The organism is Hyphomonas sp., assembly GCF_017792385.1.
In the GTDB taxonomy this organism is placed as follows: Bacteria; Pseudomonadota; Alphaproteobacteria; order Caulobacterales; family Hyphomonadaceae; genus Hyphomonas.
The window spans coordinates 1,897,930-1,923,242 of record NZ_CP051230.1; the positions used below are offsets into that span (position 1 = coordinate 1,897,930).

The 25,313-nt window shown below is 62.5% G+C and carries 25 protein-coding genes; 17 read left to right on the forward strand and 8 right to left on the reverse strand.

The annotated features are described in order from the left end of the window. Positions 1-150 precede the first annotated feature (150 nt). From HF955_RS09440 to HF955_RS09450, 3 genes are all read right to left on the reverse strand, one after another. Positions 151-1,608, reverse strand: coding sequence for a DnaA/Hda family protein (locus HF955_RS09440; RefSeq protein ID WP_291079284.1), 1,458 nt, complete (start codon positions 1,606-1,608; stop codon positions 151-153). Between the two features lie 544 nt (positions 1,609-2,152). Then, positions 2,153-2,416 carry a 30S ribosomal protein S20 gene (gene rpsT, locus HF955_RS09445; RefSeq protein WP_027837026.1) on the reverse strand — a complete coding sequence of 88 codons (264 nt, stop codon included), beginning with the start codon at positions 2,414-2,416 and terminating at the stop codon, positions 2,153-2,155. A 129-nt stretch (positions 2,417-2,545) separates the two neighbouring features. Then, complete coding sequence (locus HF955_RS09450) at positions 2,546-3,328, reverse strand: enoyl-CoA hydratase (RefSeq protein ID WP_291079285.1); 783 nt, start codon at positions 3,326-3,328, stop codon at positions 2,546-2,548. Positions 3,329-3,580: 252 nt separating this feature from the next. Between HF955_RS09450 and HF955_RS09455 the strand changes: the two genes are divergently transcribed. From HF955_RS09455 to HF955_RS09490, 8 genes are all read left to right on the forward strand, one after another. Next, a complete protein-coding gene (locus HF955_RS09455; protein WP_291079286.1) occupies positions 3,581-4,945 on the forward strand; it encodes an AarF/ABC1/UbiB kinase family protein in 1,365 nt (454 codons plus the stop codon). Between the two features lie 50 nt (positions 4,946-4,995). After that, on the forward strand, positions 4,996-5,469 hold the full coding sequence (locus HF955_RS09460; protein WP_291079287.1) for a PaaI family thioesterase: 474 nt from the start codon (positions 4,996-4,998) through the stop codon (positions 5,467-5,469). A gap of 266 nt (positions 5,470-5,735) precedes the next feature. Next, positions 5,736-7,217: a histidine--tRNA ligase gene (gene hisS, locus HF955_RS09465; RefSeq protein ID WP_291079288.1), complete on the forward strand. Its 1,482-nt coding sequence runs from the start codon at positions 5,736-5,738 to the stop codon at positions 7,215-7,217. Then, positions 7,214-8,344: an ATP phosphoribosyltransferase regulatory subunit gene (locus tag HF955_RS09470; RefSeq protein WP_291079289.1), complete on the forward strand. Its 1,131-nt coding sequence runs from the start codon at positions 7,214-7,216 to the stop codon at positions 8,342-8,344. Before hisS ends, HF955_RS09470 begins: the two co-directional genes overlap by 4 nt. Further along, positions 8,341-9,075 carry an ATP phosphoribosyltransferase gene (hisG, locus tag HF955_RS09475; protein WP_291079290.1) on the forward strand — a complete coding sequence of 245 codons (735 nt, stop codon included), beginning with the start codon at positions 8,341-8,343 and terminating at the stop codon, positions 9,073-9,075. Before HF955_RS09470 ends, hisG begins: the two co-directional genes overlap by 4 nt. Positions 9,076-9,475: 400 nt before the next feature. Next, entirely contained in the window at positions 9,476-10,663 is a 1,188-nt protein-coding gene (locus tag HF955_RS09480; RefSeq protein WP_291079291.1) for an aspartate aminotransferase family protein, read from the forward strand. 56 nt (positions 10,664-10,719) lie between these two features. Beyond that, positions 10,720-11,895: a S41 family peptidase gene (locus HF955_RS09485; RefSeq protein WP_291079292.1), complete on the forward strand. Its 1,176-nt coding sequence runs from the start codon at positions 10,720-10,722 to the stop codon at positions 11,893-11,895. Positions 11,896-11,904: 9 nt separating this feature from the next. Further along, a complete protein-coding gene (locus tag HF955_RS09490) occupies positions 11,905-12,735 on the forward strand; it encodes a carbon-nitrogen hydrolase family protein (protein ID WP_291079293.1) in 831 nt (276 codons plus the stop codon). Between the two features lie 4 nt (positions 12,736-12,739). On the opposite strand, the gene nspC is transcribed toward HF955_RS09490, so the two are convergent. The 3 genes from nspC to HF955_RS09505 all read right to left on the reverse strand — a co-directional run bounded on the left by nspC (position 12,740) and on the right by HF955_RS09505 (position 15,470). Then, positions 12,740-13,876 (reverse strand): carboxynorspermidine decarboxylase, encoded by a 1,137-nt coding sequence (nspC, locus tag HF955_RS09495; protein ID WP_291079294.1) that lies wholly within the window; start codon positions 13,874-13,876, stop codon positions 12,740-12,742. Positions 13,877-13,881: 5 nt separating this feature from the next. After that, the gene (locus HF955_RS09500) at positions 13,882-15,099 is read right to left on the reverse strand and encodes a saccharopine dehydrogenase family protein (protein WP_291079295.1); all 1,218 of its coding nucleotides are present in this window, start codon (positions 15,097-15,099) and stop codon (positions 13,882-13,884) included. Between the two features lie 179 nt (positions 15,100-15,278). Further along, entirely contained in the window at positions 15,279-15,470 is a 192-nt protein-coding gene (locus tag HF955_RS09505) for a hypothetical protein (protein WP_291079296.1), read from the reverse strand. A 192-nt stretch (positions 15,471-15,662) separates the two neighbouring features. On the opposite strand from HF955_RS09505, the gene argF reads away from it, so the two are divergent. Continuing rightward, positions 15,663-16,601 carry an ornithine carbamoyltransferase gene (gene argF, locus HF955_RS09510; RefSeq protein ID WP_291079297.1) on the forward strand — a complete coding sequence of 313 codons (939 nt, stop codon included), beginning with the start codon at positions 15,663-15,665 and terminating at the stop codon, positions 16,599-16,601. A 7-nt stretch (positions 16,602-16,608) separates the two neighbouring features. Here the strand turns inward: argF and HF955_RS09515 are convergent, their stop codons facing one another. Further along, positions 16,609-17,850 carry an MFS transporter gene (locus tag HF955_RS09515; RefSeq protein ID WP_291079298.1) on the reverse strand — a complete coding sequence of 414 codons (1,242 nt, stop codon included), beginning with the start codon at positions 17,848-17,850 and terminating at the stop codon, positions 16,609-16,611. 169 nt (positions 17,851-18,019) lie between these two features. On the opposite strand from HF955_RS09515, the gene HF955_RS09520 reads away from it, so the two are divergent. The 3 genes from HF955_RS09520 to HF955_RS09530 all read left to right on the forward strand — a co-directional run bounded on the left by HF955_RS09520 (position 18,020) and on the right by HF955_RS09530 (position 20,678). Beyond that, positions 18,020-18,955: a radical SAM protein gene (locus HF955_RS09520; RefSeq protein ID WP_291074847.1), complete on the forward strand. Its 936-nt coding sequence runs from the start codon at positions 18,020-18,022 to the stop codon at positions 18,953-18,955. A gap of 79 nt (positions 18,956-19,034) precedes the next feature. After that, entirely contained in the window at positions 19,035-19,967 is a 933-nt protein-coding gene (locus tag HF955_RS09525) for an Hsp33 family molecular chaperone HslO (RefSeq protein WP_291074848.1), read from the forward strand. A 57-nt stretch (positions 19,968-20,024) separates the two neighbouring features. Next, entirely contained in the window at positions 20,025-20,678 is a 654-nt protein-coding gene (locus tag HF955_RS09530) for a CDP-alcohol phosphatidyltransferase family protein (protein ID WP_291074850.1), read from the forward strand. 362 nt (positions 20,679-21,040) lie between these two features. On the opposite strand, the gene HF955_RS09535 is transcribed toward HF955_RS09530, so the two are convergent. After that, positions 21,041-21,511, reverse strand: a complete 471-nt coding sequence (locus HF955_RS09535) for an NUDIX domain-containing protein (RefSeq protein ID WP_291074852.1) — start codon at positions 21,509-21,511, stop codon at positions 21,041-21,043. 106 nt (positions 21,512-21,617) lie between these two features. Between HF955_RS09535 and HF955_RS09540 the strand changes: the two genes are divergently transcribed. The 5 genes from HF955_RS09540 (at position 21,618) to HF955_RS09560 (ending at position 25,292) form a co-directional block, all read left to right on the forward strand. Further along, entirely contained in the window at positions 21,618-21,758 is a 141-nt protein-coding gene (locus HF955_RS09540; RefSeq protein ID WP_291074854.1) for a hypothetical protein, read from the forward strand. A 15-nt stretch (positions 21,759-21,773) separates the two neighbouring features. After that, positions 21,774-22,766: a calcium/sodium antiporter gene (locus tag HF955_RS09545; protein ID WP_291074855.1), complete on the forward strand. Its 993-nt coding sequence runs from the start codon at positions 21,774-21,776 to the stop codon at positions 22,764-22,766. After that, a complete protein-coding gene (locus HF955_RS09550; protein WP_291074856.1) occupies positions 22,763-23,515 on the forward strand; it encodes an SDR family oxidoreductase in 753 nt (250 codons plus the stop codon). The genes HF955_RS09545 and HF955_RS09550 overlap by 4 nt, the downstream gene beginning before the upstream one ends. Further along, on the forward strand, positions 23,515-24,537 hold the full coding sequence (locus tag HF955_RS09555; RefSeq protein WP_291074857.1) for a low specificity L-threonine aldolase: 1,023 nt from the start codon (positions 23,515-23,517) through the stop codon (positions 24,535-24,537). Before HF955_RS09550 ends, HF955_RS09555 begins: the two co-directional genes overlap by 1 nt. A gap of 92 nt (positions 24,538-24,629) precedes the next feature. Continuing rightward, positions 24,630-25,292: a DUF2959 domain-containing protein gene (locus tag HF955_RS09560; RefSeq protein WP_291074858.1), complete on the forward strand. Its 663-nt coding sequence runs from the start codon at positions 24,630-24,632 to the stop codon at positions 25,290-25,292. Positions 25,293-25,313: the final 21 nt, after the last annotated feature.

The following is a 25,313-nucleotide window of genomic DNA, read 5'->3' on the forward strand; positions in this document are numbered from 1 at the left end:
TGTTCGCCAATCCAGCCGGTTTCGCCCGAACCTGACTGTCCGGTGCGGAATCGGCCCGCTCTCAAGGAAGAGCGGGCCGAGCACACTTACTCAAACGCGTGTAAAAGCCAAGCGCCGATCACCATTTCTGTGGGAATGGCAGCAGATGCCCTAATTCATGCCCGCAGCCTGGAGCTCCAGAATGGTTTCGCTGACGGCCTTGATGTCGGTCGCCAGTTCCGTGTCCGACTTCAGCGCCTTGGTCACCTTGCGGTGGGCGTAGAGGATTGTCGTGTGATCGCGCTTGCCGAAGCTGTAGCCGATCTGCGGGAAGGATTTCCCGGTCAGTTCGCGGCACAGATACATGGCGATCTGGCGTGGATACACCACGGCGCGCGCCTTGCTGGGGCTTTCCATGTCGGCCTTGGTCACGTCGAAGACCTTCATGGCGGCCTTCTTGACCAGTTCGATCGAGGGTTGGCGGACATCGCCTTCGGTCCGGCGGATGATCTTGCGGACCATGTCCAGCGTGGGCGTGCGGATGCCGAAGGCGGCCTCTGTGTAGAGGTTCCAGATGGCGCCCGTCATTTCGCGGGCCTGTCCGCGAATGCCGGCATTGAACTCGGCGATCATCTCGTCGCTCACCACAAAGTCCGGATGGCCAGCCTGGATATGGTCGGCCAGGCTCCGCATGATCTGCTGGCGCATGCCGGCATCGGGAGCGCCGACCTCGACAGTGGTGGCCCCTTTCAGCTCACTGATCATGCGGGGGCTGAAGCCGGTCACGTCCCCGGGCGCCTTGTCACCGGCCAGCACGACATGCCCGCCATTTGCGGTGACTTCGCGGATGTTCTGGAACAGCTCGGTTTCCGTGCCCGGCTTGCCGCTGATGCGGTGCAGGTCATCGATCATCAGGATCGTGGCGGCCCGCAGCCGCTTCTTCAGCGCGCTCGTATCCTTCACCTTCACCCCGTCGGTATAGGATGACAGGAATTCCTCTGCCGTCAGGTAGACGACATGGCAGTCATCGCTGCGACGCTCGGCGGCGGCTTTCAGCGCGTGAAGAATATGCGTCTTGCCGGTGCCCTGAAGCCCGTAGAACAAGGTTGTCAGCGTCCCGACCGGCAATCCGCCCGCAATGCGTCTGGCCATCTGCACGGCCAGTTCATTGGCCTCGCCGGTGACCAGCGTGTCGAAGCTCATCACCGGGGCACCGGTGGCGACGCCGGTCGAGGCAGCTTCGGTAGTTTCGACCACAGGTGTCTCGTCACGGGCCCAGGGGTCCTCGACATTTTCCACCAGGTCGGCCGGAGCATTGCGCCAGCAAACCAGCTTGACGGCGCGCCGGGCCGGATCATGCTCGCGCCAGATGCGCTGGATCGCATGCCGGTGTGTGCCGTCCACCCGGTCGAAATCCAGCGGGTCGCGCGCGGCAATCACCATTTCGCCATTGAACTCGGCCACCAGCCGGAGTCCGTCGATCCAGCGGTCATAGTCCGCCTTGTTCAGGATCGTTGCGAGGTGCGCCTTGACGGAGAGCCAAATCTCTTTGCCCGGAGCGTTCTTGTTGTTCTTGTTGTCGTTGAAGTCTACGCCAGTTTTTGAATCAAAGAGTCTGTTCCCGTCCATGCCGAGCCCCATTTTCTAATTATATTTCACCCTGACCAACTGGCACACAGTTCCCGTTCCGAACCTGGATCCGGACACACAAATACTCCGTGTCGGGAGAACTTTTCTGTTGGTAAATTGAAGTTACTCAACCGGTGTTTTGCTGACAAGTGCTACTTTTTTTTGACAGCGGGTTTTGGCTGGTTGACTCTTTTTCGTGTACCTCAAACCGCATATAAATCAGGAGGTTGAGCCCTGCTCTTTTTTTGTGAGTGAGTCGATTCGCACTTTTGTTCGCAACTGTTCTGTCAACAGGGGGCAAGCGTACAAGCCTGTGGATTTCCAGAAAAAAGACACCGTTGAAAATGCAAAAATGCAAACCACTCACATTACTGCATCGCGGAGCCTGCCAGTAAGATCAAATTCGCAATCCTTCCATCAAATGTCCATGAGCAAGGAGGCTGGCGGAGCAGACGTCCAGATTTCTGGATTGGCAATCTTGACACGAAAAAACCCGCCTGACCAATCAGGCGGGTTTCAACTTTAAAGCCGTGAAACGGTCAGCTCAGCCCATTGCCTTGACGCGGGCGGACAGGCGGGAAACTTTCCGGGATGACGTGTTCTTGTGCATCACACCCTTGGTGACGGCGCGCATCAGTTCCGGCTGCGCATTGCGCAGGGCTTCCTGGGCTGCCGACTTGTCGCCAGCCTCGATTGCTTCCTCGACCTTGCGAACGAAGGTGCGCACGCGCGAGCGGCGGGCCTTGTTCACTTCAGTGCGGCGCGCAATCTTGCGGACCATTTTCTTGGCAGAACGAGTATTAGCCATAACAAACTCCTGTGGCCCGAAGGGGTCCCTTCGGGCTGAAGGCGGGGGAATACATAAACGGCGCGGAGGCGTCAACAGCGCAATTGGGCCTGATGGCAGGAAATAGCAGGTGTGACGGGGCTTTCTACATCACTTGTCTTTGAAGTGCGCTGAACGCTTTTCGACATAGGCCGCCATGCCTTCTTTCTGGTCATCGGTCGAGAAGAGGGACTGGAAGAGACGGCGTTCGAACTGGATGCCCTGGGAAAGGGGCGTTTCATAGGCGATCTTGACCGCTTCCTTCGTCATCATGGCCGCGGCCAGCGGCATGGAAGCGATGGTGCGCGCCATGTCCCGGGCGGCGTCCAGCAATTCGTCGGCAGGCACCACGCGGCTGACCAGGCCGCAGCGTTCGGCTTCGTCGGCATCCATCATCCGGCCGGTAAGGCACAATTCCATTGTCTTTGACTTGCCGATGACACGTGCAAGGCGCTGCGTGCCGCCCGCCCCGGGCATCACGCCGAGGCGCACTTCAGGCTGCCCGAACCGGGCATTGTCGGCCGCCAGGATGATGTCGCACATCAGCGCCAGTTCGCAGCCCCCCCCGATGGCATAGCCCGCCACCGCAGCGATGACCGGTTTGCGGGCGCGCGCAGCCCGTTCCCAGTTGCGGCTGATGAAATCCTCATAATAGGATTCCGGATAGGTCTTTTCCTGGATCTCCTTGATGTCCGCCCCGCCGGAAAAGGCTTTCTTCGAGCCGGTCAGGATGATGCAGCCGATATTCTCGTCCGCCTCGAACCGGTCCAGCGCATGGGTCAGTTCGTTCATCATCTCTTCGCACAAGGCATTCAGGCTCTCGGCGCGATTGAGCGTGACGACGGCAAAGCCGGCCTCTTCGTCAATCTCGGTGAGGGGCGTTTTGTAAGACATTCGGATAATCCTGCTGGTCGCGGTTTGGCGCTGGCACTCTGCATGCCGCTGCCGTTTGAATTCGGGACACTCTAACGTCCGGTGCCCGGGCCGGAGACTCTCTGGGCGGTCAGTGTTCTTGTCGCGGGAAATCGCGAAGGCGGGCCTATACTCCAAACATGACGGGTTTGTCATCTGGCGTGAGTCATATGCCGCATGGCCCCCATTCATTCCCCAGTGGCTGTTCGGCGGGCGGCGACCTATATCCCGCCCATGAGTGATGACAGCCAAACATTTCGAGACCCGGAACGCAATCGCCTTGCCGGACGCATAGCCCGAACGGCCCGGGTTGGTGCAAATCTGTCCGGAGCGGGCCTGACATTTGCCACCCAGAGCCTGTTTGGCGGCGATCAGGGCGACGAGAAGATCGCACGTGCCCTGGCGGCGGCGCTTGGCAAGTCGAAAGGGCCCCTGATGAAAGTGGCCCAGATGGTTTCGACCATTCCGGATTTCCTGCCGCCGGAATACGCCGCCGAACTGAGCCAGCTGCAGGCCGAAGCGCCGGCCATGGGCTGGCCGTTCGTGAAGCGCCGCATGCGCGCCGAACTGGGGCCAGGCTGGCAGGAGAAGTTCGCAGGGTTTGAAAAGGAGGCCGCGCACGCCGCCTCCCTGGGGCAGGTTCATCGCGCCACGCTGCATGACGGGCGTCAGGTCGCCTGCAAGCTGCAATATCCGGACATGGCCAGCGCGGTGGAATCCGATGTCGGCCAGTTGAAGACCATGCTGGGCCTGTTCCGGCGGATGGATGGCTCGATCGACCCCAGCGAGATGGTGGACGAGATCACTGACCGGCTTCGCGAGGAACTCGACTATGCGCGCGAGGCAAAGCATATGGCGCTTTATGCCCATATGCTTTCGGAGCGGGATTTCGTGACGGTTCCCGATCCGGTGGAAGACCTGTCGACGGACCGGCTCCTGACCATGAGCTGGGTGTCGGGTCAGCGGCTCGACGCGTTCGAGGATGCACCACAGGAGGTGCGCAACCGGATCGCAGAAATGCTGTTCTGGACATGGTGGGGGCCGTTCAACGCCCATGCCGTCATTCATGGCGACCCGCATCTCGGCAATTATCAGGTGACGGGGGAGGGCACCGGCCTAAACCTGCTGGACTTCGGCTGCATCCGCATCTTCCCCCCGCAATTCGTCAGCGGCGTTGTGGACCTCTACCGCGCCATCCTGGCGGATGATTTCGACGCGGCCTATGCAGCCTACGAAAAATGGGGGTTCAGCGGCCTGTCGAAGGAGCTGGTGGAAGTGCTCAATATCTGGGCGCGCTTCATCTATGGCCCTCTGCTGGATGATCGCGTGCGGTCCGTCGCCGATGGCGTCAGTCCCGGCGAGTATGGCCGCAAGGAAGCCTTTGAGGTGCGCAGGCTGCTCAAGGAAAAGGGGCCGGTGAAGATCCCGCGGGAGTTCGTCTTCATGGACCGGGCCGCCATCGGACTCGGCGCGGCGTACCTGCGCCTGGGGGCGGAGCTCAATTTCTATCGCCTGTTCAATGAAAGCCTGGAAGGGTTCGATGTCGCGGCAGTTGCCAAACGCCAGGCGAGCGCCAAGGCGGCGGTTGGTCTCGACTGACGCATGGTTAGTTCTGGCCCTCGCGCAAACTTGGCGCTAATCCGCTTCGCATGAGCGATGACCTGACCCGAAACCAGACTTTCGAAACGCCCGAGGGCTATTCCATCCTGCCATGGCATCGCGGCTTCGGCCGACAGATCGGGCCGCTGTTCGAAAAGCGGGACGAGACCGGCGTCTATCGCGCCTTCCGAGTGGAAGAATACCACACGAACGGCATGATGAATGCGCATGGTGGAATGGTCATGACCTTTGCGGACATGGCCTGGGGCGCCGCGGTGGAGAAGGATGAAGACACCTGGTGGGTCACGGTTCGCCTTCTGTGTGACTTTCTGTCCGGCGCGCCGATGGGCAGCTTTGTCGAGGGCAAGGGCGAAGTTGTGGGCCGTCAGGATGATGTCTTCACCGTGGAAGGCCGCATCTGGACCGGCGACAAGCTGCTGATGCGCGGCACCGGCATCTTCAAGGTGATCGAGCGCCGCGATGGTGCACAGAAACCCTTTGTCCGTCCGGGCGACAAGGCTTGAGGCCCGCGACCAAGCTTGACTCCGGCCAAGGGCGTCAGTATCCGCCAACGCAATGAACATTGCACTGCACCACCATCATCACCATTCGTGACGCGCCGATGAGGCGCGAACCGGTTCGGCTGCGTCTCCTGCAAGTGTTCATTTCCCGGAACCAGATCAGATGAGGCAGGCTGCGCCCCGGTCCGTGCCGCGCCGTCGTGTTGCCTTTCCAATCGGGGCGTCTCCGTCTATGCGGGGCGCGTCGGCAACCAGGACCAGAGACGACCATGAGCGACAAGGACACACCGCCCCTCACAGGCAAGGACCTCGCCCGCAAGCCGCGAGGCTTCCCGGACAAGCGTGAAAGCCTAATTCACGCGCAGGCCGGACTGGTCGAGACCATCACGGGCGTCTACCGCCAATGGGGGTTCGAGGCGCTGGAGACGGGCGCATTCGAATATGCCGATGCGCTCGGCAAATTCCTGCCGGATGATGATCGCCCGAATGCAGGCGTCTTCGCCATTCAGGATGATGACGAGCAATGGATGGCGCTGCGCTATGATCTGACGGCGCCGCTCGCGCGCTTCGTGGCGGAGGCGGGCCAGTCGCTGGGCAAACCGTTCCGCCGGTATGCTGCCGGGCCGGTCTGGCGCAACGAGAAGCCCGGACCGGGCCGCTTCCGCGAGTTCTGGCAATGCGATGCCGATACGATTGGCGCGCCGGGCTTTCACGCCGATGCAGAAATGATCGCGATGGGCGCCGAGGCGCTGCGCGCAGTCGGTATGGAGACGGGCGAGTTCGTGATCCGTGTGAACACGCGCCGCCTGTTGAACGGGGTGCTGGATGGCGTGGGTGCGGCGAAGGCCGAAACGCGCCTCGCGATCCTGCGGGCCCTCGACAAGCTGGACCGGTTGGGCGTTGACGGCGTCGCGGACCTGCTCGGCGATGGCCGCATGGATGAAAGCGGCGACTATACAAAAGGCGCAGGGCTCGGCGCGGCGGAAGTCAAGCGCGTGCTTGCCTTCGCGCAGGCGGGCGCGGACACACGGGCCGAAACGCTCGAGAATCTGGCCAAGGCCACCGGTGACACCGAAGAAGGCAAGACCGGACTTGCGGAACTCGCAGCCATCGCAAAGGCGCTGGAAGCGCTTGGTGCGCCTGAAGGGGACGTCGTGATCGACCCGTCGGTCGTGCGCGGCCTCGAATACTATACCGGCCCTGTTTATGAAGCCGAGCTGCTGCGCGAAGTGACCGGTGAGGATGGCAAGACCTATCGCATCGGCTCGATCGGCGGCGGCGGTCGCTATGATGACCTGGTCGCCCGCTTCACCGGAGAAACCGTGCCGGCGACCGGCTTCTCCATCGGCATCTCGCGGCTTGCTGCTGCGATGCACATCATGGGAGAGACCGAGAAGCTGGATGGCCCGGTCGTTGTCCTGAATTTCGACAAGGAAGACCCGTCAATCGCTTTGCAGATCGCAACCGAGCTGCGCCGCGCGGGCATTCGGGCCGAAGCCTATATGGGATCGTCCGGCATGCGGCCGCAGATGAAATATGCCGACCGCAGATCGTCTCCCGCCGCCATCATGGTGGGCGAAGATGAACTCGCCAAGGGCACGGTCACGATCAAGGATCTTGAGATGGGCGCTTTGAAGGCCAAGGCCATCAAGTCCAATGAAGAGTATCGCGAAGCGCGCCCCGGCCAGTTCGAGGTGCCGCGTGCAGACATGGTCGAGGCCATCCGCAAGATCGTCGAGGCCCAGAAATGACACATGACGCCCTCGTCGCGGCGGCCCGCGGCGTTTTCGAGGCGACAGGCGCCGAGCCGGTCGACCCGGCCTACATCCTGCCGTCCGACATCCCGCTGGAATTGTCGGGGGAGGCAGTGCGCGCCCGCCTTTGTGTGTTTTCCGATCATCGCGGAAGTGAAATGGTCATGCGGCCCGACCTGACTCTGCCGGTGGCGGGACTGGAAGCGGACCGCCGGGCCGCAGGCGGCGACGGCGCAAAGGCCTACACCTATGCGGCCCGGGCCTTCCGCCTGCCGGCTGCCGGGGGCGATCCGATGGAGTTCACTCAGGTCGGCTTCGAATGGTTCGGCAAGGACAGCAGCGCCGCGTGTGATGCCGAGGCGTTTGCGCTGGTGCGGGAGGCCGTCGCGGCCTGTGACGTGACTCCCGCCGCGACCGAGATGGGCGATCTCTCGATCTTTCCGGCCTTTGTCGATGCGCTCGGCCTGGCGCGGATCACGACAGACCTGCTGAAGCGGGCCTTTCGGCAGGAAGGCGGGGTCAGCGATTTGTTGGCCGCAGCGCCGCAGGCCCCGGCAGAGGATCTGCAGCCCGTGCTGGACGCGGCAAGCGCGAAAGAGGCCGAGGCAGCCTTTCTGACCGTGATCGCCGCACGCGGCATTCCCATGATCGGCACGCGAAGCGTGGCCGAAATCGTCGCCGGCCTGCGTGGCCAGGCGGCAGTCCACGCCGCTGGCGGCATCCCGGAGGCCGCGCGGGCAGCGCTTTCTGACCTGGCAGGCGTCAACTGCCCGGCGGGTGAGGCGGCAGATGTTCTGGGCGCCATTGCTGGCCGGCATGGCCTTGACCGGATGCATGATGCGATCGAGCGTGTCGCCCGGCGCATGGATGCCATGCTCGCCGCAGCCCCCGAACTGACAACGGAAGCCCGGTTCCGGTCAGGCTTCGGCCGCCGGTTCACCTATTATGACGGCTTCGTCTTCGAGACATTCGGCCAGAATCTCAGCTCCCGCCAGCCCTTCGCGTCGGGCGGGCGGTATGACGGCCTGATCGAGGGCCTGTCCCGGTCCAGGGCCGCCGCGTCCGGCATTGGCGGCGTGGTGCGTCCCGACCGGATCCTGCGTGCAAAAGGAGAGACGGCATGAGCATCCTGTCGCTGGCAATTCCGTCCAAGGGGCGGCTGAAGGAAAAGTCCGAGGCCTGGCTGCGCGCGCAGGGGTTCGAAGTTCGCCAGATCGGCGGGGAGCGAGGCTATCAGGCCGAGATCACCGGACTGGGCGAGGTGGACATGCGTCTCCTGTCCGCCCGCGAGATTGCGCAGGGGCTGGTCGATGGAAGCATACATGCCGGTGTGACCGGTGAAGACTTGCTGCATGACCTTGCCCCGACCGGGCCGGAGGATTTCCACGTTTTGGAGCGACTCGGCTTCGGCGGCGCGGATGTAATTGTGGCAGTGCCCCAGGCCTGGCTCGATGTGGACACGATGGCAGACCTTGAAGCGGCCGGCGCGGCCTTCCGGAAAGCGCATCACCGGCGTTTGAGGGTGGCAACCAAATATATGCGCCTGACGCGGCGCTTCTTTGCGGCCAAGTCCGTGGGGGAATACCGCCTCGTGGAAAGCGCCGGGGCAACCGAAGCGGCCCCCGCCACAGGCGCCGCGGACGTGATCGTGGACATCACGTCTACCGGGGCCACGCTGAAGGCAAACGGGCTCAAAATAGTTTCAGATGGAATAATCCTGAAAAGCGAGGCGGTGCTCGCCGCCTCTGCCCATGCCGACTGGAATCCGGCGGCGCGCAAGTCCCTGTCTTTATTGCGCACTGCAGCAAAAGTTGAAGAACTGCTCGGATTGAAAAATTTGAATTCACAATCTTGACACACGCGTTAAAGCGCGGCCATATGACACGGCAAGTTTCTGGGAGGAAACGCTGCAAACGGTGGAAGGCGCGGAAGCTGGTGGAAGCTCTCCGCGCCTTTTTTCATCGCGCGGGCGGGCTGGGGTCCACCAAGACGTTCCGGAGCAACGGCTCAGGTGAGGTAGGGGGCGTTTTTGGACATCACCCCGGCCCGTCTTGGCTTCTTGATTATCAATAAGACCTTATCGAAAAACGTCAATCATTATTATCGTTTTTCGATTAAATTTTTTTCATGCAATTCATTAGCCTTGCTCAAGGGCCATCGCGCCCCCTGCGGCTGCCAGCCCGTGAGTTGACTTCCCCCAGCGGCGCGGCCAAGCGTGGAGCCAAACAAGGTATTGCGCACGCAAGGGAGTTATCATGAGCGATCCGCGCCAGCACATCATGCCGGTCTACCGGCCGCCGGAACAGGTTTTCGAGAAGGGGGAGGGCGTCTACCTCTTCACCGAGGACGGCACGCGATATCTCGACTTCATTGCCGGCATCGCGGTGAACGCGCTCGGCCATGCCCACCCGGCCATGGTCGAAGCCCTTCAGGACCAGGCCGGCAAGCTCTGGCACACATCCAACATGTTCCGTGTGCGGGGCGCCGAGGAATTGTCCGACAAGATCTGCCGCGACACGTTTGCCGACCGGGTCTTCTTCACAAATTCCGGCACTGAGGCTGTCGAATGCGCCATCAAGTCGGCCCGGAAATATCATTGGGCCAATGGCAATGAAGAGCGCATCGACATCATCACCTTCACCGGCGCGTTCCATGGCCGCTCGCTCGGCGCCATCAATGCCGGCGGCAATCCGAAATACCTGGAAGGCTTCGGCCCGAAACTGCCGGGCTTCGTGCATCTTGAATGGGGTGACCATGACGCGCTGAAGGCGGCCGCGGCGCAGCCGACGACGGCGGCGGTCTTTGTCGAGCCCGTGCAGGGAGAGGGCGGTGTGCGTGCCATGCCCGATGCCTGTCTGAAAGGACTGCGCGAGCTTTGCGACGAGCACGGCATCCTGCTGATCTATGACGAGGTCCAGTGCGGCATGGGCCGGACCGGCAAACTGTTCGCCCACGAATGGGTGGACGGGGCCGCGCCGGACATTCTCTGCTCGGCAAAGGGGATCGGCGGCGGCTTCCCGTTCGGCGCATGCCTGACCACTGAAGCAGTCGGTGAGCACATGCAGCCCGGCAGCCACGGCTCCACCTATGGCGGCAATCCGCTGGCCATGGCCGTCGGCAATGTCGTCTGGGATATCATCGCCAGCGAGGAATTTCTTGCCGAAGTGCGCCGCGTGTCCGGCACGCTGGCGCAGGGACTGAAAAGCCTCGCCGACAGCCATCCGGACAAGGTGGACTCGGTCACCGGCAAGGGCCTGCTGACCGGCCTCAAGATGAAGTCCGATCCGAAAAGCCTTCAGGGTGTCTGCCGCGAGAAGAATCTTCTGGTCGGGGTCGCAGGCGCCAATGTGTTGCGCATGGCCCCCCCGCTGGTGATCACGGATGAGAATGTCCGTGAGGCGACGGGGATCCTGGACGCCGCGCTCAGCGACTGGGAAGGATGAGGCTTGGGCTCTGCCTGCTGACGGCAATTCTGTCAGGGTGCGCACATGTTGCGCCCTTGACGGACATTCAGCAGGACACACTGGCGGACGGACAGGAACTGTGTGACCTGGTCCGCGCGAACTATGTCTATCTGGACAAGCGGCAACCGGGCTGGGATGCAACCTGCCGCCACCTGCCGGATCAAGCGGGTCACGTGTCGACCCGGCCGGAGCAATTGCGCGTTCTGGAGACCCTGACCGACGCGCTGCATGATCCGCACATTACGTTCGGGACCAATTCATCGATTTCACCACGTCTTGTGCCGTCCGGGGCAGATTACTGGCTGGAGGAGGATCGGGTCATCGCTGTGCGCGCAGGCAGCGCTGCCGCGCAGGCAGGGCTGGCGGTGGGGGATCAGATTGTCTCCGTGAACGGCCGCACGCTGGGCGATGCCTTGCGATCCCGCCTTCAGCCCCCGGACACTGCCGCCTCCGAAGCGCAGCGGAACTGGGCCCTCAACGCTGCGGCGGCCGGCTATCGGGATGAGCCCAGATCCGTAACCATTCTGCGTGATGGCCAGTCCCATGAGTTGACCCTGGAAGGTCGTGCGGTCGTCCCACCTGAATCGCCGCTCACGGCTCGCATGATCGACGGGGCAGTCGGATACATTCGCCTCAATGATTCCCTCGGCGAGACCTCGACGGTTGTTGCATTCGATGCGGCCATGGACTCGCTGCGGGGAGCGCGGTTCTGGATTCTGGATCTCCGGGATACGCCCGGCGGGGGCAGCACGGATATCGCTGAACCCATTCTTGGCCGGTTTCTGTCAGATTCAGCCGCCTATCAGCGCATTCGGCCCACGGATGGTCCTGAATGGGTCAAGGTCGCCGAACCCCATGGTGCCTGGACGGCCGAAGGGCCGGTTGCCGTGCTGGTCGGGCGGTGGACCGGCAGCATGGGGGAAGGCCTTGCGGTCGGGTTCGACGGCGCCGGGCGGGGAGACGTTTTCGGCAGCGACATGGCACGGTTGGCTGGCGGCGTCGAAACCTTCACGCTCAGCCGGACAGGGTACCCCATCCGCATTCCCACTTATGATCTGGCGCATCTGGACGGCACGCCGCGCCATGTCTGGTCGCCGCCTCACATTGTTCTGGCAGACAATGGCGATGGGCCAGACCTTGCCTTGCAAGCGGCGCTGGACTGGTTCGCGGAGTTTGCGAATCCAGCTGTCAGACCGGGCGTTCTGCGATAGGGTTGCGCCATGACCCAGCTTCGAATTGCCTGTGTCCAGTTGCGCTCCGGTGTGGAAGTGGCCCCGAACATCGAGGCGACATCTGCCCTCATCCGTGAGGCGGCGGGGAAGGGGGCGCAGCTGGTTGCAACACCGGAAATGACCAATTTGCTGGACATCCGCCCCGGCATGGCGCGGCCGAAGATTGTTGCGGAGGCGGACGATCAGACCTTGGCCGCACTGCGTGCGCTGGCGGCGGAGCTTGGCATCTGGCTCCTCATCGGCTCCCTCGCGGTGACGCTGGAGGGCGAGGACCGCCTCGCAAACCGCTCCTTCCTGATCGCGTCCGATGGCTCCATCCGCGCGCGCTATGACAAGATCCACATGTTCGATGTCGAAGTAGGCGACGGGCAAAGCTATCGCGAAAGCCGGTCCTATCGGCCGGGGGAGCGCGCTGTGCTGGCGGAGACCGAGTTCGGCACGCTAGGGATGACGATCTGCTATGATGTCCGCTTCCCGCACCTGTATCGCAGACTGGCGCAGGCGGGCGCCGACATCCTGACCATTCCGGCGGCCTTCACGCGGGTGACGGGTCAGGCACACTGGCATGTCCTCGTCCGGGCCCGTGCCATCGAGACCGGCAGTTTCGTCATTGCCCCCGCGCAGGGCGGGCGCCATGAAGATGGCCGGGAGACCTTCGGCCATTCCCTGATCGTCTCGCCCTGGGGAGATGTGCTGGCGGAAAAGGCGGACGATGCACCCGGTGTGATCCTGGCCGACCTTGACCTGGACGCCGTGGCGAAGGCGCGAGGGCGCATTCCTTCGCTCGGGAATGATCAGATGATCAAGTTCGAAAACTGATCAATCAGCGCCCCAGGCGGCGCCGAAATTCCTCGTAGCCGAAATCGGACAGGCTTTCGATGATGCCATCCTCCCAGCGCACCGCCAGATTTGCCAGCGGCGTGCCATTGAACGTGTTAGTCTTGACGAAGGAATAATGCATCTGGTCTGTGAAGATGATCGTATCGCCGGGCTTGAGGGGTGCGTCAAAGGAGTAGTCGCCGATCACGTCACCCGTCATGCAGGTCTTGCCGCCGAAGCGATAGGTGTGGGCCTTCTGGCCGGGCTGGCCGGCGCCGATCACGTCCGGCCGGTAGGGCACTTCCAGCACGTCGGGCATATGGGTGGAGGCCGAGGCGTCGAGGATCGCCAGATCCACCTCATTCCAGTGCAGGGCGAGGACGGTGGCGTAAAGCTCGCCCGTATTCACAACAAGGCCCGCGCCGGGCTCCAGAACAACCTTCACGCCAAATCGCGCCTTGAACGCCTTGATGGCCGCGATCAGCGCGTCGACATCGTAACCTTCCTTGTTCAGGAAGTGCCCGCCGCCGAAATTCACGGTACTGACCTGTTCGATGTATTGCCCGAAATTGTCGGCTACGAATTCGATCAGGCCGACAGACCCTTCGTGCAGGCTCTCGCACAGGGCGTGGACGTGGAAGATGTCGATGCCGGACCAGTTCACCTGATCCAGTTTCGACGGCACTTCGCCAAACCGGCTGCCCGGCGCGCACGGATTGTACAGGTCTCCGCCCAGCGTCGCATTGGAGTAGCCAGGATTGACCCGCAGGCCGACCTTGGCGCCGGCATTGCGGGCAATGTCCGCAAACCGGTCCAGTTGTTCGATGGAGTTGAAATAGATGTGCTCGGCCACTTCGGTCAGGCGTTCCACCTCGGCCTGTGTGTAGGCGGGCGAGTATACATGCACTTCCTTGCCAAAGCTCTCATGTCCCATGATGGCCTCATGCTCGCCGCTGGCCGTGGTGCCGTCCAGATAGTCCGTCATCATCGGAAAGGCGGCAGGCAGGGAAAATGCCTTGGTTGCCAGCAGGATCTTGCAGCCGGCTTCCTCCCGAACACGTTTCGCCGTTTCAAGGTTCGCGCGCAGGCGCGCTGCATCCAGTACGAAGACAGGCGTGGGAATGTGTTCGGGAAGCTGCATCGGACTTACGTCTCCACTGCGAACAGGTCTTCCTGATCGCCGCCATCGACGTCGATGACGTGCCACGGCAGGCCACGCTGGGCGACATCTTCCAGGAAGGGTTTGGCCGGGAACTGCTCGACATTGAAAACGCCGTGTCCGGACCATTCGCCGCGGAAGAACATGGCTGCGCCGGAAACCGGCGGCACGCCCGTCGTGTAGGATACGGCCTGCGCCGAGACTTCCTCATTCGTCTTGGCGTGGTCGGACACGTTGTAGATCATCTTGGAGACTGGCTGGCCATCCTTCGTGCCGCGCAGGATGACGCCGATCGACGTCTTGCCGGTGTAGTTTTCGGCCAGCGAGGAGGGCGGCGGCAGCAGGTCTTTGAGGAACTCCATCGGAATGATGTCCATCCCCTTGTGCTTGATCGGCTCCAGACCGATCAGGCCGATGGATTTGAACACTTCGAGGTGCTTGATATAGGCCTCGCCAAAGGTCATCCAGAAGCGGATCTGCTTCAGGCCCTTGATATGCTTGACCAGGCTTTCCTCTTCCTCGTGATAGATCAGGTAGGAGGCCTTCGGGCCGACTTCCGGATAGTCGATCATCGTCTTGATCGACAGGGCCGGGATCTCGATCCACTCGCCATCTTTCCAGTATTTGCCGTCCTGCGTGACTTCTCGGAGATTGATCTCCGGATTGAAGTTCGTGGCGAAGGTCTTGCCGTGGTCGCCGGCATTGCAGTCCACGATGTCGATGAATTCGATCTCGTCGAACAGGCCTTCCTGCTGGGCATAGGCGCAGTAGATATTGGTCACGCCCGGATCGAACCCGCAGCCGAGAATGGCGGTCAGGCCGGCTTCCTTGAACCGGTCCTGATAGGCCCATTGCCAGGAGTATTCGAATTTGGCGACATCGCGCGGTTCATAGTTTGCCGTGTCCATATAGTTGCAGCCTGCTTCGAGGCAGGCATCCATGATCGGCAGGTCCTGATAGGGCAGGGCCATGTTGATCAGCAGATCTGGCTTCACCTTGTTGATCAGTGCGACAACCTCTTCAACATTGTCGGCATCGACCTGGCTGATCTCGATCGGCGTCTTGCAGAGCCTTGCCACTTTCTCGCAGCTTTCCAGCCGACGGGAGGCAAGATGGATATGTTTGAACGTGTCGCGGTCCATCGCGCATTTCTGGGCGACGACGGATCCGGCGGCACCGGCACCGATGATGAGAACATTGTCCATGAGTGATGAAGCTCCGTGGCTGGATGGGCACTGACTTGCCCGTCACATAGGGCAATCATGCAGCCTTCGCCAGAGCGGATATGAGGGCAGGCCCGGAGAGGGAATTGCCGCAGCGCAGGTGAGCGTGTGGGAGGAAACGAGGTGGGCAAAACCTCGCCCTGCGCTGCGGCAAAACTGTATCAGGCGGCGCGCCGGGGCATGTCGAGCCGCTGAATTTCGTCGCTCAGCCAGTTATAGTGCTGTTCCACGCGGTCGATCAGGCTGTCGGTCGTATCCGGCCGACAGGTCAACTCGTTCCGCCACGCTTCCAGAACGCTTTTCTGGCTCTTCAGCCAGCACAGCATGGCGGCATCATCAATCGGCAGACACATGGGCAAATCCCTCTGTTTTGCGACTCATTCTCAAGCCTTTGTCTCATAGGCCAGGGCAACTTGCAAGTCATTCTCAATTAGAATTTGTCCATCTGCCCGGCACCGCCTTCGTTTCCAATGGCCTTCACTGGAATTATTGGCGAAAACAGGCTATCTGCCCCGCTTTCGTGTTCGCCTCAGGAGTGCCTCCGGATGACCTCTTCAGCCGCCCCGCGCCATTTCATCGACCTCTGGCATCTGGAATCCGCCGACCTGCGCGAGATTCTCGACATGGCCCATGCGATGAAGAAGGCACGTGCCGGCTGGCCGAAAGGGCGGGTCGATACCGGGGCGCCGCTCGAAGGGCACACACTGGCAATGATCTTCGAGAAATCGTCCACCCGGACCCGGTTCTCGTTTGACATGGCCATGCGCCAACTTGGCGGGTCATCGATCACGGCGACCTCGAATGACATGCAACTGGGACGAGGGGAAACGGTGGAAGACACTGCGCGCGTCCTGTCGCGCTTTGTGGACGCGGTAATGATCCGCGCCAATGACCATTCCGATGTCGAGGCCTTTGCCGAGAATGCCAGCGTGCCGGTCATCAACGGCCTGACCGACCGCTCTCATCCCTGCCAGATCATGGCGGACCTGCAGACGCTCGAAGAACACGGCCTGACCCTGAACGGCGCCCGGCTTGCCTGGGTCGGCGATGGTAACAATGTGTGCGCCAGCTTCATTCATGCCGCAGCCAAGTTCGGCTTTTCCCTGGCCGTGGGCACCCCTGCGCGTTTTGCGCCGGATGACGAGGATATTGAAATCGCCCGGGACCTGCAGGGACGGATTGACCTGTTCGAGACGGCCGAAGAAGCCGTCGCCGGGGCTGATGTGGTCATCGCGGACACGTTTGTATCGATGGGAGATGCAGACGCTGAACGCCGACTGGAAATCCTCGAACCCTACGCCGTGACAGAAGATCTGATGGACCTTGCCAGTCCGGGCGCCAAATTCCTGCACTGCCTGCCAGCGCACCGCGGCGAGGAAGTGGACGCCGAGGTCATTGATGGCCCGCAGAGCCTTGTCTTCGATGAGGCCGAGAATCGACTCCATGCCCAGAAGGCCGTGCTGCGCTGGTGCCTCGGAAAATAGGCCCGGCCTAGCTGGCCTGCACTTCCTCGAGCCCGAAGGCGACCGGGACGGCCAGCGCGCTCATCAGCGCCAGCAGGCCGATCACGACCATCTCACCCGCCAGGTGGGCCACCAGGCTGAAGCCGCCGCCGAGGATCAGCAATGTGCCGATGATTGTGTTGGAAAGCGCCGTATAGGCCGCGCGATTGTCCTGGCTGGCCATGTCGACCAGATGTGTGGAACGGCCCAGCCGTACGCCCTGATAGGCAATCATCAGGACGAACAGAACGAGCGGCAGTGCCCAGACATCCTGCAGCAATCCTGCGGCGTTCAGGCCGAGTGTCGCGAGCAGGGCGAGGGTGGCTGCGGCTGCCGTCAGGATCAGTACTTTCCGGCTCGACCGGTCGGCCAGCCGTCCCCAGACATAAGAGCTGAGCAGGCCGGCCCCGGCAGAGGCAATGACCAGAAGGCCAAGCCCGCCGAACATCTGGCTTGCCTCGTCGGTATTCGTGCCGAGCGCCACCATGAAGGGCGGGGCAAGGGCGGTCGAAATCAGGAGGCCGCGCGTCAGGATGAACCGGCGCAGCTGCTTGTCGTCGGCAAGCAGCCCGAAATTGTCCCGGAAGGATTTGAACGGATTGCCGCCGCCCTCAGTGGAGCCTGGTTCCTCCTTCAGCGTTGTGAACAGGACAGCGCCGGTCATCCACAGACCTCCGGCCAGCAGCAGACCGCCAATGACGAGGCTCATCCGGTCGATCCATCCAACGGTCAGCAAGGCGCCGTAGATCAGGACGGCTGCGGCCCCGACCGTACTTGCCGTACCCGTGGCCGTGCCCCGACGCGATTTCGAGACGGTCTTTCCAAGTACATCCTTGTAGGTCACCGAGCAGACTGAGCGGGCGAGCGCGAGAACGGCCAGCGCGATCAGAACGGCATAGCCTGCAGCGGCGCCGTCCAGAAAGAAGGCGGCGAGGCCCATGCTCGCGGCGGCCAGGCCCTGAATGGCGGAACCTGCGGCCCAGGCCCATTTGCGCTGGGGCAGTTCCCGAAGCGCGGCAGCGGTGAACAGTTGCGGCAGCAAGGCGCCTGCCTCCCGCACCGGCACGAGCAGGCCAATCAGCCAGGTGGGGGCGCCAATGGTGGTCAGCAGCCAGCTGAGCACGAGTTTGGGATCTATCAGCCCGTCAGAGACCTTGCTGGTCGACAGGCTGGTGACATGCGTGAAAAAATTGCCCGCTTCTTCTTTGCAGGCACTGTCAGGGATATCCATGCAAACGCGCCCCTCATCTCCAGAGGTGAGCATTTCAAAGACAAGTTCCTGAGTGTTTTCAGCCATGAAGCGCAAAATAGCGCGGCCCTGCCGGCTGGCAATATTCACGTTTGAGTGTGTTCCGACAAAACAGCTGGAAGGGCGCGCAGATCGCGTTACACATGGGAATATGCCCGACAGTGAATTTCTTCCCGCCAAATTCTCCGATCCCGATGTGACCGCCAAGGGCGAGACACGCGCCAGCGTCGGCTGGACGGGGCTTAAGACGCTGTGGCTGAACACCGGCACGCTGTGCAATATCGAATGTGTCAATTGCTATATCGAAAGCTCGCCGCGCAATGACCGGCTTGTCTATCTCAGCCAGGACGACGTTCGCCCGTTTCTGGAAGAAATTGACCGGCCCATAGAAGTCGGCATCACAGGCGGGGAGCCCTTCATGTGCCCGGACATCCTGGCCATCATGGAGGATGTTCTCTCGCGCGGGCACAGCCTGTTGCTGCTCACCAATGCCATGCGACCGATGATGCGGCCGCGCATCCAGCAGGGTATCGAGCGGCTGGCCGCGACATATGGAGACCGGATGGTCCTGCGTGTCTCTCTGGATTCGCATGACCGGCGCATCCATGACGAAGAGCGGGGTGCGGGCGCGTTCGAAGAGGCCTGCAAGGGATTGCGCTGGCTGGGCGAACGCGGCGTACAAGTGGCAATCGCGGGACGCCAGACGCTGACCGAGGATGATGCGACCGCCCGCACGGCGTATGGCGCATTGGTGGCATCCCTGGGGCTGGGCCTCGACCCGTCCGACACAAGACAACTCGTCCTGTTTCCCGAAATGGTCGCCCGTGATGATCCGCCCGAGATCACGACGGCGTGCTGGGGAATTCTGAACAAGTCACCTGACGACATCATGTGTGCCAATCAGCGCATGGTGATCCGCCGCAAAGGCGCGGGCAAGGCAACGGTGACCGCCTGCACGTTGCTGGTCGACGATCCGGCCTTCGAACTTGGCGGCACGCTTGAAGAAGCAACGGCAGATCCCGTGAAGCTGAATCATCCCTGGTGCGCCAGCTTCTGCGTGCTTGGCGGGGGCAGCTGCTCGGCCTGAAGAGGCGGCTGGCAGGCGCGCCTCTTGCGGTGGGGGCAGGGCGCTGCCACATGGGGGCACCAATTCGAGGTAACCTCCCATGACCGACGCCGCCTATGCCGTCACCGATTTTGTCACGAACTTCCAGATCGTCGACCGCCCCATTCGCGGGCGCGCCGTTCGTATGGGCGAGGGCAGCCTGTCGGGCATTCTCCAGCGACATGACTATCCCAAGAATCTGGCCCGCATCCTCGGCGAGGCCGTGACACTGGCCACGCTGGTCGGTGCCTCCCTCAAATTCGAGGGCCGCCTTCTGGTGCAGGCCGAAGGTGACGGGCCGGTCTCGATGCTGGTCGGTGAATACCGGTCCGATGGCGGGGTGCGCGGCTATGCCCGGTTCGATGCCGAGGCGTGGGCGCAACTGGACAAGGTGAACAAGGGCGCAGCGCCCCACATGCCGCAACTGTTCGGCCCGAACGGGCGGCTGGGCCTGATCATCATCCAGGACAATCCGGCCATCCAGCCCTATCAGGGCATTGTGCCGCTTTCGAAGGGCACTTTGAGCGAATGTGCGGAAGACTATTTTGCTATGTCGGAGCAAGTGCCGACGCGGCTGAAACTGTCGGTCGCGGAGCTGGACCGGAAGGATGGTCATCCGGTCTGGGTGTCCGGCGGGATGATGGTGCAGCGGATCGCCGCCGACGAGACGCGCGGCGAGACAGAGGAGCCCTGGCGTGAAGCCGAAGCCCTGTTTGCCACACTGACCGATGGCGAACTGGCTGATGCGGATCTGCCCATGGAGCAGCTTCTGTACCGCCTGTTCCACGAGCAGGGCGTGACGATGGAAACGCCTCAGGCGCTGGATGACCGATGCACCTGCAATCAGGAGCGGCTGGTCGAGACGCTGAAGCAGATGCCGGACGAATCTCTGCGCGAAATGGCTGAGGCAGACGGCACGCTGGGCATCGATTGCCAGTTCTGCAATCGTCACTACGACATCCTCGTGGCCGATGTGACCGGGGATGTGAACTAGGCACCTCCACAGTTTCGTGATTGCGCCATCGGGCGGGCACTGGCACAGGTGGCAGCCATGAATTTCAAATGGCTTCCCAATGCATTGACGATCGCCCGCTGCCTGTTTGCGGGCTTCGTCCTTGTCGGCTTCTGGCAGGCAATGTCGCTGGACCTGACCCTGACCGGCCTGTCGCCAGAGGAATTGTCCCGCCGGGCAACCCTGCAGCAGCTCTGGTACCAGTTTGCGTTCTTTGCCTTTCTGGCCGGAGCCCTGACCGACTTTCTGGATGGCTGGCTGGCACGGCGGCTGGACGCGCACAGCCGCTTCGGGGTCTGGCTGGACCCGATTGCCGACAAGCTTCTGATCGCGGCGGCCCTGCTTGGACTGGCGCTCGAGTTCCGGACCTGGCTGATCTACATACCGGCGGCGATGATCATCGCCCGGGACGTGTTCATGACCTGGTTTCGCGCCACGCCGCGCGGGCGCAGCGTCGTTGTGCCCTCCAGCCTGGCCAAATGGAAAACCGGATTTGAAATGGCGGCCATCATCGGCCTGATCCTGCCTTTGGCCGTATTGCGGATGGATGCGGGCGAACCTCTCACAGACGGCTCCCCGGTGCTGGCGATTGTCGCAACGGTGGCGGTGGTGGGCCTGTTGTGGGTGGCGGCAGCGCTGTCCTGGCTGACCGCCGGCCAATACATGAAAGCGGCCGGAACGGAGTCCCGCTGAAAAGAATGCCGGCTCCAAGGGGAAAGAGCCGGCATTCCGCATTTCATCTCCTGCCGCGGGAAGAGGGGAAAACCCGTCGGCCGGAACAGACAGTCTTGCAGCAGGATCCAGAAGCACGCTCACCCACCACGGAAACACAATCGCCCGGACCGGCAAAAGTTCCGTTAAGACTTGCGGCCCGAATGGGGCATCATTTCCACGAAGATTTCGGCAATCGGCCTGCATTGCGACTCAATCCGCGTCGACAACAGGCCCATGAGATCGCGCACCTCCCCCACGACCCGATTGGTCATTGTGGCCCTGGCGGCCATGATGTTCCTGTGTCTTCCGGCCTTCCTGGCCCTGGCCGGGGCCTGACCTCATCACGCGCGACCTGACCAGAAGGGTGTCGGCGCCGCATCCCCGTAGAATTCCGACAGTCTGAGCCGGGTCCCGGCCGTCGTGCCGTCGGGCAGGTCGGACGGGGGGCACCAGCGGATTTCTGCAATCTCGGCCACGGCTGTCGCCTTTCCCTGCGTCCAGATGGGAGCCGGTACATGATAGAGCAGGACGTGGTCATTCGGAAAAGTGGCGTGGTTGGAAAAGATGCCGGACAGGGCCGGGCGCCCCTGCAGGAGAATGCCGGCTTCCTCCGCCATCTCCCGGCGCAGTGCTTCGATACAGGGTTCGCCCCGCTCCACGCCGCCGCCGGGCATGTGCCAGCCGCCGATATAGGTGTGGCGCACGAGAAGGATGTGCCCCTCGGCATTCTCGACCAGTCCGCGCACGCCCAGCGTCATGGGCCGGCGCAGGCGCGCATAGACATGGAAAAGCCGGGTTCGCAGTGAAGGCATGGCGTTCCCTAGCGCGGGGCATGGCGTCCGGACAATGTGAAACTTTCTGCAAAGGGCGGGCAAACTTCCTGAGAATTCGGGCTCGCCAAGCGGGGCAACGCGCGTTATGAGCGGTGCGAAAGCATGGAAATGCTCAAGAAAACAACAGCGAGACGGCACCATGATCCATCCTTCACTGCTTGCTATCGGCGCCATTGTGGTCGTGTTCGGCATTCTGAACCTGATTGAATACAAGCGCCTCGACTAGGAGCGACCCCGGCGCATGCCTGATTTGGCCCTGATTGCCGCCCTGATCGGGGGGCTTGTCATATTGGCGTTTGCGGGGGATTTCCTGGTAAGCGGCGCCGTCGCGATTGCCCGGCGGCTCGGCGTGTCCAAGCTGATTGCGGGCATTTTCATTGTCGGTTTCGGCACATCTGCCCCCGAAATGGTCGTCTCGCTGAACGCGGCGCTGGAGGATCGGGCCGGGCTGGCTCTCGGCAATATTGTCGGCTCCAACATCGCCAACATCTTTCTGGTGCTGGGTGTGCCTGCGCTGATCATGCCATTCGTGGCTGGCGGCCATGGGCAGGGCCGGGCACTGACCGCCATGCTGGTGGCCACCAGTGTCTGGATCCTGCTCACCGCCATGGGGCCGCTGACCGTGCTCGGCGGTATCCTGTTCCTGGCCATCCTCGTGGCCTATTGCATCGTCACATTCTACATGGCCCGGCAAGCCGTCGCGACCGGAGAGGATCCGGGCGTGGACCTTGATGACATGCCCGACGGGCTGAGCCTCGGCCGTTCGCTCGCCTATATCGTGCTGGGCATTGGCGGCCTGGTGCTGGGCGCACACCTCATCATTGCGGGCGGTGTCGGCATCGCCGAATTCTACCATGTGCCGCAGGAATGGATCGGCCTGACCCTGCTGGCCTTCGGGACCTCCCTGCCGGAAATCGGCGCAGCCATTGCCGCTGCCCTGCGCCGGCATGGTGAAGTGGCCATCGGCAATGTGCTCGGCTCCAATGTGTTCAACATTCTGGGGGCCGGCGGCATCATCTCCCTCTTCGGGCCGATTGAGATTGCGCCCACATTCACGCAATATGATCATTGGGTCATGGCTTTCGCGGCGCTGCTGATTGGTGGATTCATCCTGACGCGCGCCCGGCTGGGCCGCCTGATGGGAGTGCTGATGCTGCTGATCTATGCTGTCTATATCTATGGCCTCGTGAGCGGGCTGAATTTTCTCGGCCTGTTCCAGAGCGCCCCGGCATGAGGCCGGGCGCGGCGCTGGTTACCGGGGCCGGAGCGCGGCTGGGCCGGGCCATGGCCGAAGCGCTGGGCAAGGATGGCTGGCTGGTGGTCGTCCACTACAATTCGTCGTCCGAAGGCGCAGAGCAAACTGCTGGCGCCATCCGTGCGGCCGGCGGACAGGCGATCACGCTGCAGGCGGACCTTTCGGACGAGGCGGCCACCGGCGACTTGATCCTGCACGCAGCGGAGAAAGCCGGCCAGCCGGTGACGCTGCTGGTGAATTCCGCCTCCGTGTTCGAGGAAGACAGCGCCCTCGACCATACGCGGGAAAGCTGGGACCTGCACATGAATGCCAATCTGCGCGCGCCGATTCATCTGGCGCAGGCCTTTGCCGAGGCCTTGCCCCGGGGCGAGAAGGGGCTGGTCGTCAACATGATCGACCAGCGCGTCTGGAAGCTGACGCCGAACTTCTTCACCTATACGCTGTCCAAGGCCGCGCTGTGGCAGGCCACGAAGACGCTGGCGCAGGCATTGGCCCCGCATGTCCGGGTTAATGCCATCGGGCCGGGGCCGACCTTGAAATCGAAACATCAGAGCGATGACGAATTTGCCGCCGAGACAGAGGCGACGCTGACGGGGGAGGGGTCGAGCCCGGACGAGATCGTCAATGCGCTGCGATACCTGGTGTCTGCCAGCAGCGTGACGGGGCAGATGATCGCCAGCGATGGCGGGCAGCATCTGATGTGGCAGACACCGGATACGCAGGTCTGATGAATTTTTCGTCCGACACGTCTGCCCCCGCCCATCCGCGCGTTCTGGAGGCCGTCCTGGCGGCCAATGCGGGGCTCGAAGCGAGCTATGGCAATGACAGCGTCACGCAGCGCCTGCGTGGCCATCTGGCAGAGGCGTTCGGCACGGACGATTTCGATTACTGGATGACGGCATCGGGTACCGCATCGAATGCGCTGGCATTGTCCTGCTTCTGCCCGCCGACGGGTGCCGTGCTGTGCCATGCCGGGGCGCACATCGCCGTGGATGAGCGCGGTGCGCCGGAATTCTTCTCCGGCGGCGGCAAGCTGCACCTGCTGCGCGGACCGGACGGCAAGATCGGCCCGGCCCAGCTGGATGAGGCGCTGGCGCGGATCAATCATGATTTCGTTCACGAGACACCGGCACATGTCCTCTCCCTGACAAATCTCACCGAGAACGGCACAGCCTACAGCGTGGCCGAGATCACGGAGTATGCCGCAAAGGCCCATGCGTCGGATTTGGTGGTGCATCTGGACGGGGCGCGGCTGGGCAATGCGCTGGTGGCGACCGGGGCGAGCCCGGCGGAGATGAGCTGGCAGGCCGGTGTGGATGTGCTGACCTTCGGCCTGACCAAGACAGGTGCGATGGGATGCGAGATCATCCTGCTGTTCGGCCCGGCGCGGGAGAAGCGGCGCGAGTTGGAGGCGCGGGCCAAACGGTCCGGCCACATGCCGCCCAAGATGCGTTATCTGGCGGCGCAGGCCGAGGCGATGCTGGCGGAGGATTTGTGGCTGGAGCTGGCCGCGCAGGCGAATGCGATGGCGCAGAAGTTGGCCGGCGGGCTGGAGGCGCGGGGCATATCGCTGGCCTTTGCGCCGCAGGGCAATGAAGTGTTCGCGCTGCTGTCGGACGATCAGGTTACGGCCCTGCGCGCGGCAGGCGCGGTGTTCTATCCTTGGATGGGCGGCAGCCAGCGGCTCGTTTGTTCCTGGGCCACGCAGCCGGAGGAGGTGGACGCGCTGCTGGGCGTGCTGACCGGGTAAATTTTCAGCTTTCCGGCCTTGCTCTGGACGGATCGGGCGACGCACGGCAAAGAGGGGCGGTTGGAACTCACGGGAAGGGGTCTTTGTCCATCATGTCCAGTCGCATTCGCGCGGTGATGCTTGCCGCGGCTTTCGCCACCACGTCCCTGACGGCCTGTTCGACCGCCTATTACGGCGCCATGGAACAGTTCGGCTATCAGAAGCGCGACCTGCTGGTTTCGCGGGTCAATGATGCGGCCGATGCGCAGGCCGATGCGAAACAGGAATTCACAACCGCCCTGGAAGCGTTCCGTTCGGTGGTGAATTTCGATGGCGGCGAACTGGAAGCCTCCTATGACTCGCTGAACCGCGCCTATGAACGATCCGAGGAAAAGGCAGACCGCGTGCGCGACCGGATCAAGGACATGAAGAACGTCTCGCGGGACCTGTTCGTGGAATGGCGCAAGGAGTTGGAGGAATATTCCGATCCGAGCCTGCGCCGCGCCTCGGCCGAGCAATTGGAAGCGACCCGCGACCGCTATGCCGTTCTGGTCGAGAAGATGGACCGGGCCGCCGCCTCGATGGACCCCGTCCTGGCCGTATTCAAGGACCGGGTCCTGTTCCTGAAGCACAATCTGAATGCGCGGGCAATTGCGGCGCTTGGCGATGAAACGCGCGACATCGAGACCGATGTGGCCTCGCTGATTGCGGAAATGGAACGGTCCATCGCAGAGGCCGATGCCTTCATCGCGGAAATGCAGGCCGGCAGCGTCTGACGCGACTGGTTTTGCTGCACA

Coding starts and splice junctions, on each gene's coding strand:
- rpsT (WP_027837026.1), bottom strand. CDS start 2,416: ATGGCTAATACTCGTTCTGCCAAGAAAATGGTCCGCAAGATTGCGCGC.
- HF955_RS09480 (WP_291079291.1), top strand. CDS start 9,476: ATGAGCGATCCGCGCCAGCACATCATGCCGGTCTACCGGCCGCCGGAA.
- HF955_RS09550 (WP_291074856.1), top strand. CDS start 22,763: ATGAGGCCGGGCGCGGCGCTGGTTACCGGGGCCGGAGCGCGGCTGGGC.
- HF955_RS09500 (WP_291079295.1), bottom strand. CDS start 15,099: ATGGACAATGTTCTCATCATCGGTGCCGGTGCCGCCGGATCCGTCGTC.
- HF955_RS09515 (WP_291079298.1), bottom strand. CDS start 17,850: ATGGATATCCCTGACAGTGCCTGCAAAGAAGAAGCGGGCAATTTTTTC.
- HF955_RS09470 (WP_291079289.1), top strand. CDS start 7,214: ATGACACATGACGCCCTCGTCGCGGCGGCCCGCGGCGTTTTCGAGGCG.
- HF955_RS09555 (WP_291074857.1), top strand. CDS start 23,515: ATGAATTTTTCGTCCGACACGTCTGCCCCCGCCCATCCGCGCGTTCTG.
- nspC (WP_291079294.1), bottom strand. CDS start 13,876: ATGCAGCTTCCCGAACACATTCCCACGCCTGTCTTCGTACTGGATGCA.
- HF955_RS09560 (WP_291074858.1), top strand. CDS start 24,630: ATGTCCAGTCGCATTCGCGCGGTGATGCTTGCCGCGGCTTTCGCCACC.
- hisS (WP_291079288.1), top strand. CDS start 5,736: ATGAGCGACAAGGACACACCGCCCCTCACAGGCAAGGACCTCGCCCGC.
- HF955_RS09540 (WP_291074854.1), top strand. CDS start 21,618: ATGAGCGGTGCGAAAGCATGGAAATGCTCAAGAAAACAACAGCGAGAC.
- HF955_RS09490 (WP_291079293.1), top strand. CDS start 11,905: ATGACCCAGCTTCGAATTGCCTGTGTCCAGTTGCGCTCCGGTGTGGAA.
- HF955_RS09530 (WP_291074850.1), top strand. CDS start 20,025: ATGAATTTCAAATGGCTTCCCAATGCATTGACGATCGCCCGCTGCCTG.
- HF955_RS09535 (WP_291074852.1), bottom strand. CDS start 21,511: ATGCCTTCACTGCGAACCCGGCTTTTCCATGTCTATGCGCGCCTGCGC.
- HF955_RS09450 (WP_291079285.1), bottom strand. CDS start 3,328: ATGTCTTACAAAACGCCCCTCACCGAGATTGACGAAGAGGCCGGCTTT.
- HF955_RS09520 (WP_291074847.1), top strand. CDS start 18,020: ATGCCCGACAGTGAATTTCTTCCCGCCAAATTCTCCGATCCCGATGTG.
- hisG (WP_291079290.1), top strand. CDS start 8,341: ATGAGCATCCTGTCGCTGGCAATTCCGTCCAAGGGGCGGCTGAAGGAA.
- HF955_RS09525 (WP_291074848.1), top strand. CDS start 19,035: ATGACCGACGCCGCCTATGCCGTCACCGATTTTGTCACGAACTTCCAG.
- HF955_RS09545 (WP_291074855.1), top strand. CDS start 21,774: ATGCCTGATTTGGCCCTGATTGCCGCCCTGATCGGGGGGCTTGTCATA.
- HF955_RS09455 (WP_291079286.1), top strand. CDS start 3,581: ATGAGTGATGACAGCCAAACATTTCGAGACCCGGAACGCAATCGCCTT.
- HF955_RS09505 (WP_291079296.1), bottom strand. CDS start 15,470: ATGTGTCTGCCGATTGATGATGCCGCCATGCTGTGCTGGCTGAAGAGC.
- HF955_RS09440 (WP_291079284.1), bottom strand. CDS start 1,608: ATGGACGGGAACAGACTCTTTGATTCAAAAACTGGCGTAGACTTCAAC.
- HF955_RS09460 (WP_291079287.1), top strand. CDS start 4,996: ATGAGCGATGACCTGACCCGAAACCAGACTTTCGAAACGCCCGAGGGC.
- argF (WP_291079297.1), top strand. CDS start 15,663: ATGACCTCTTCAGCCGCCCCGCGCCATTTCATCGACCTCTGGCATCTG.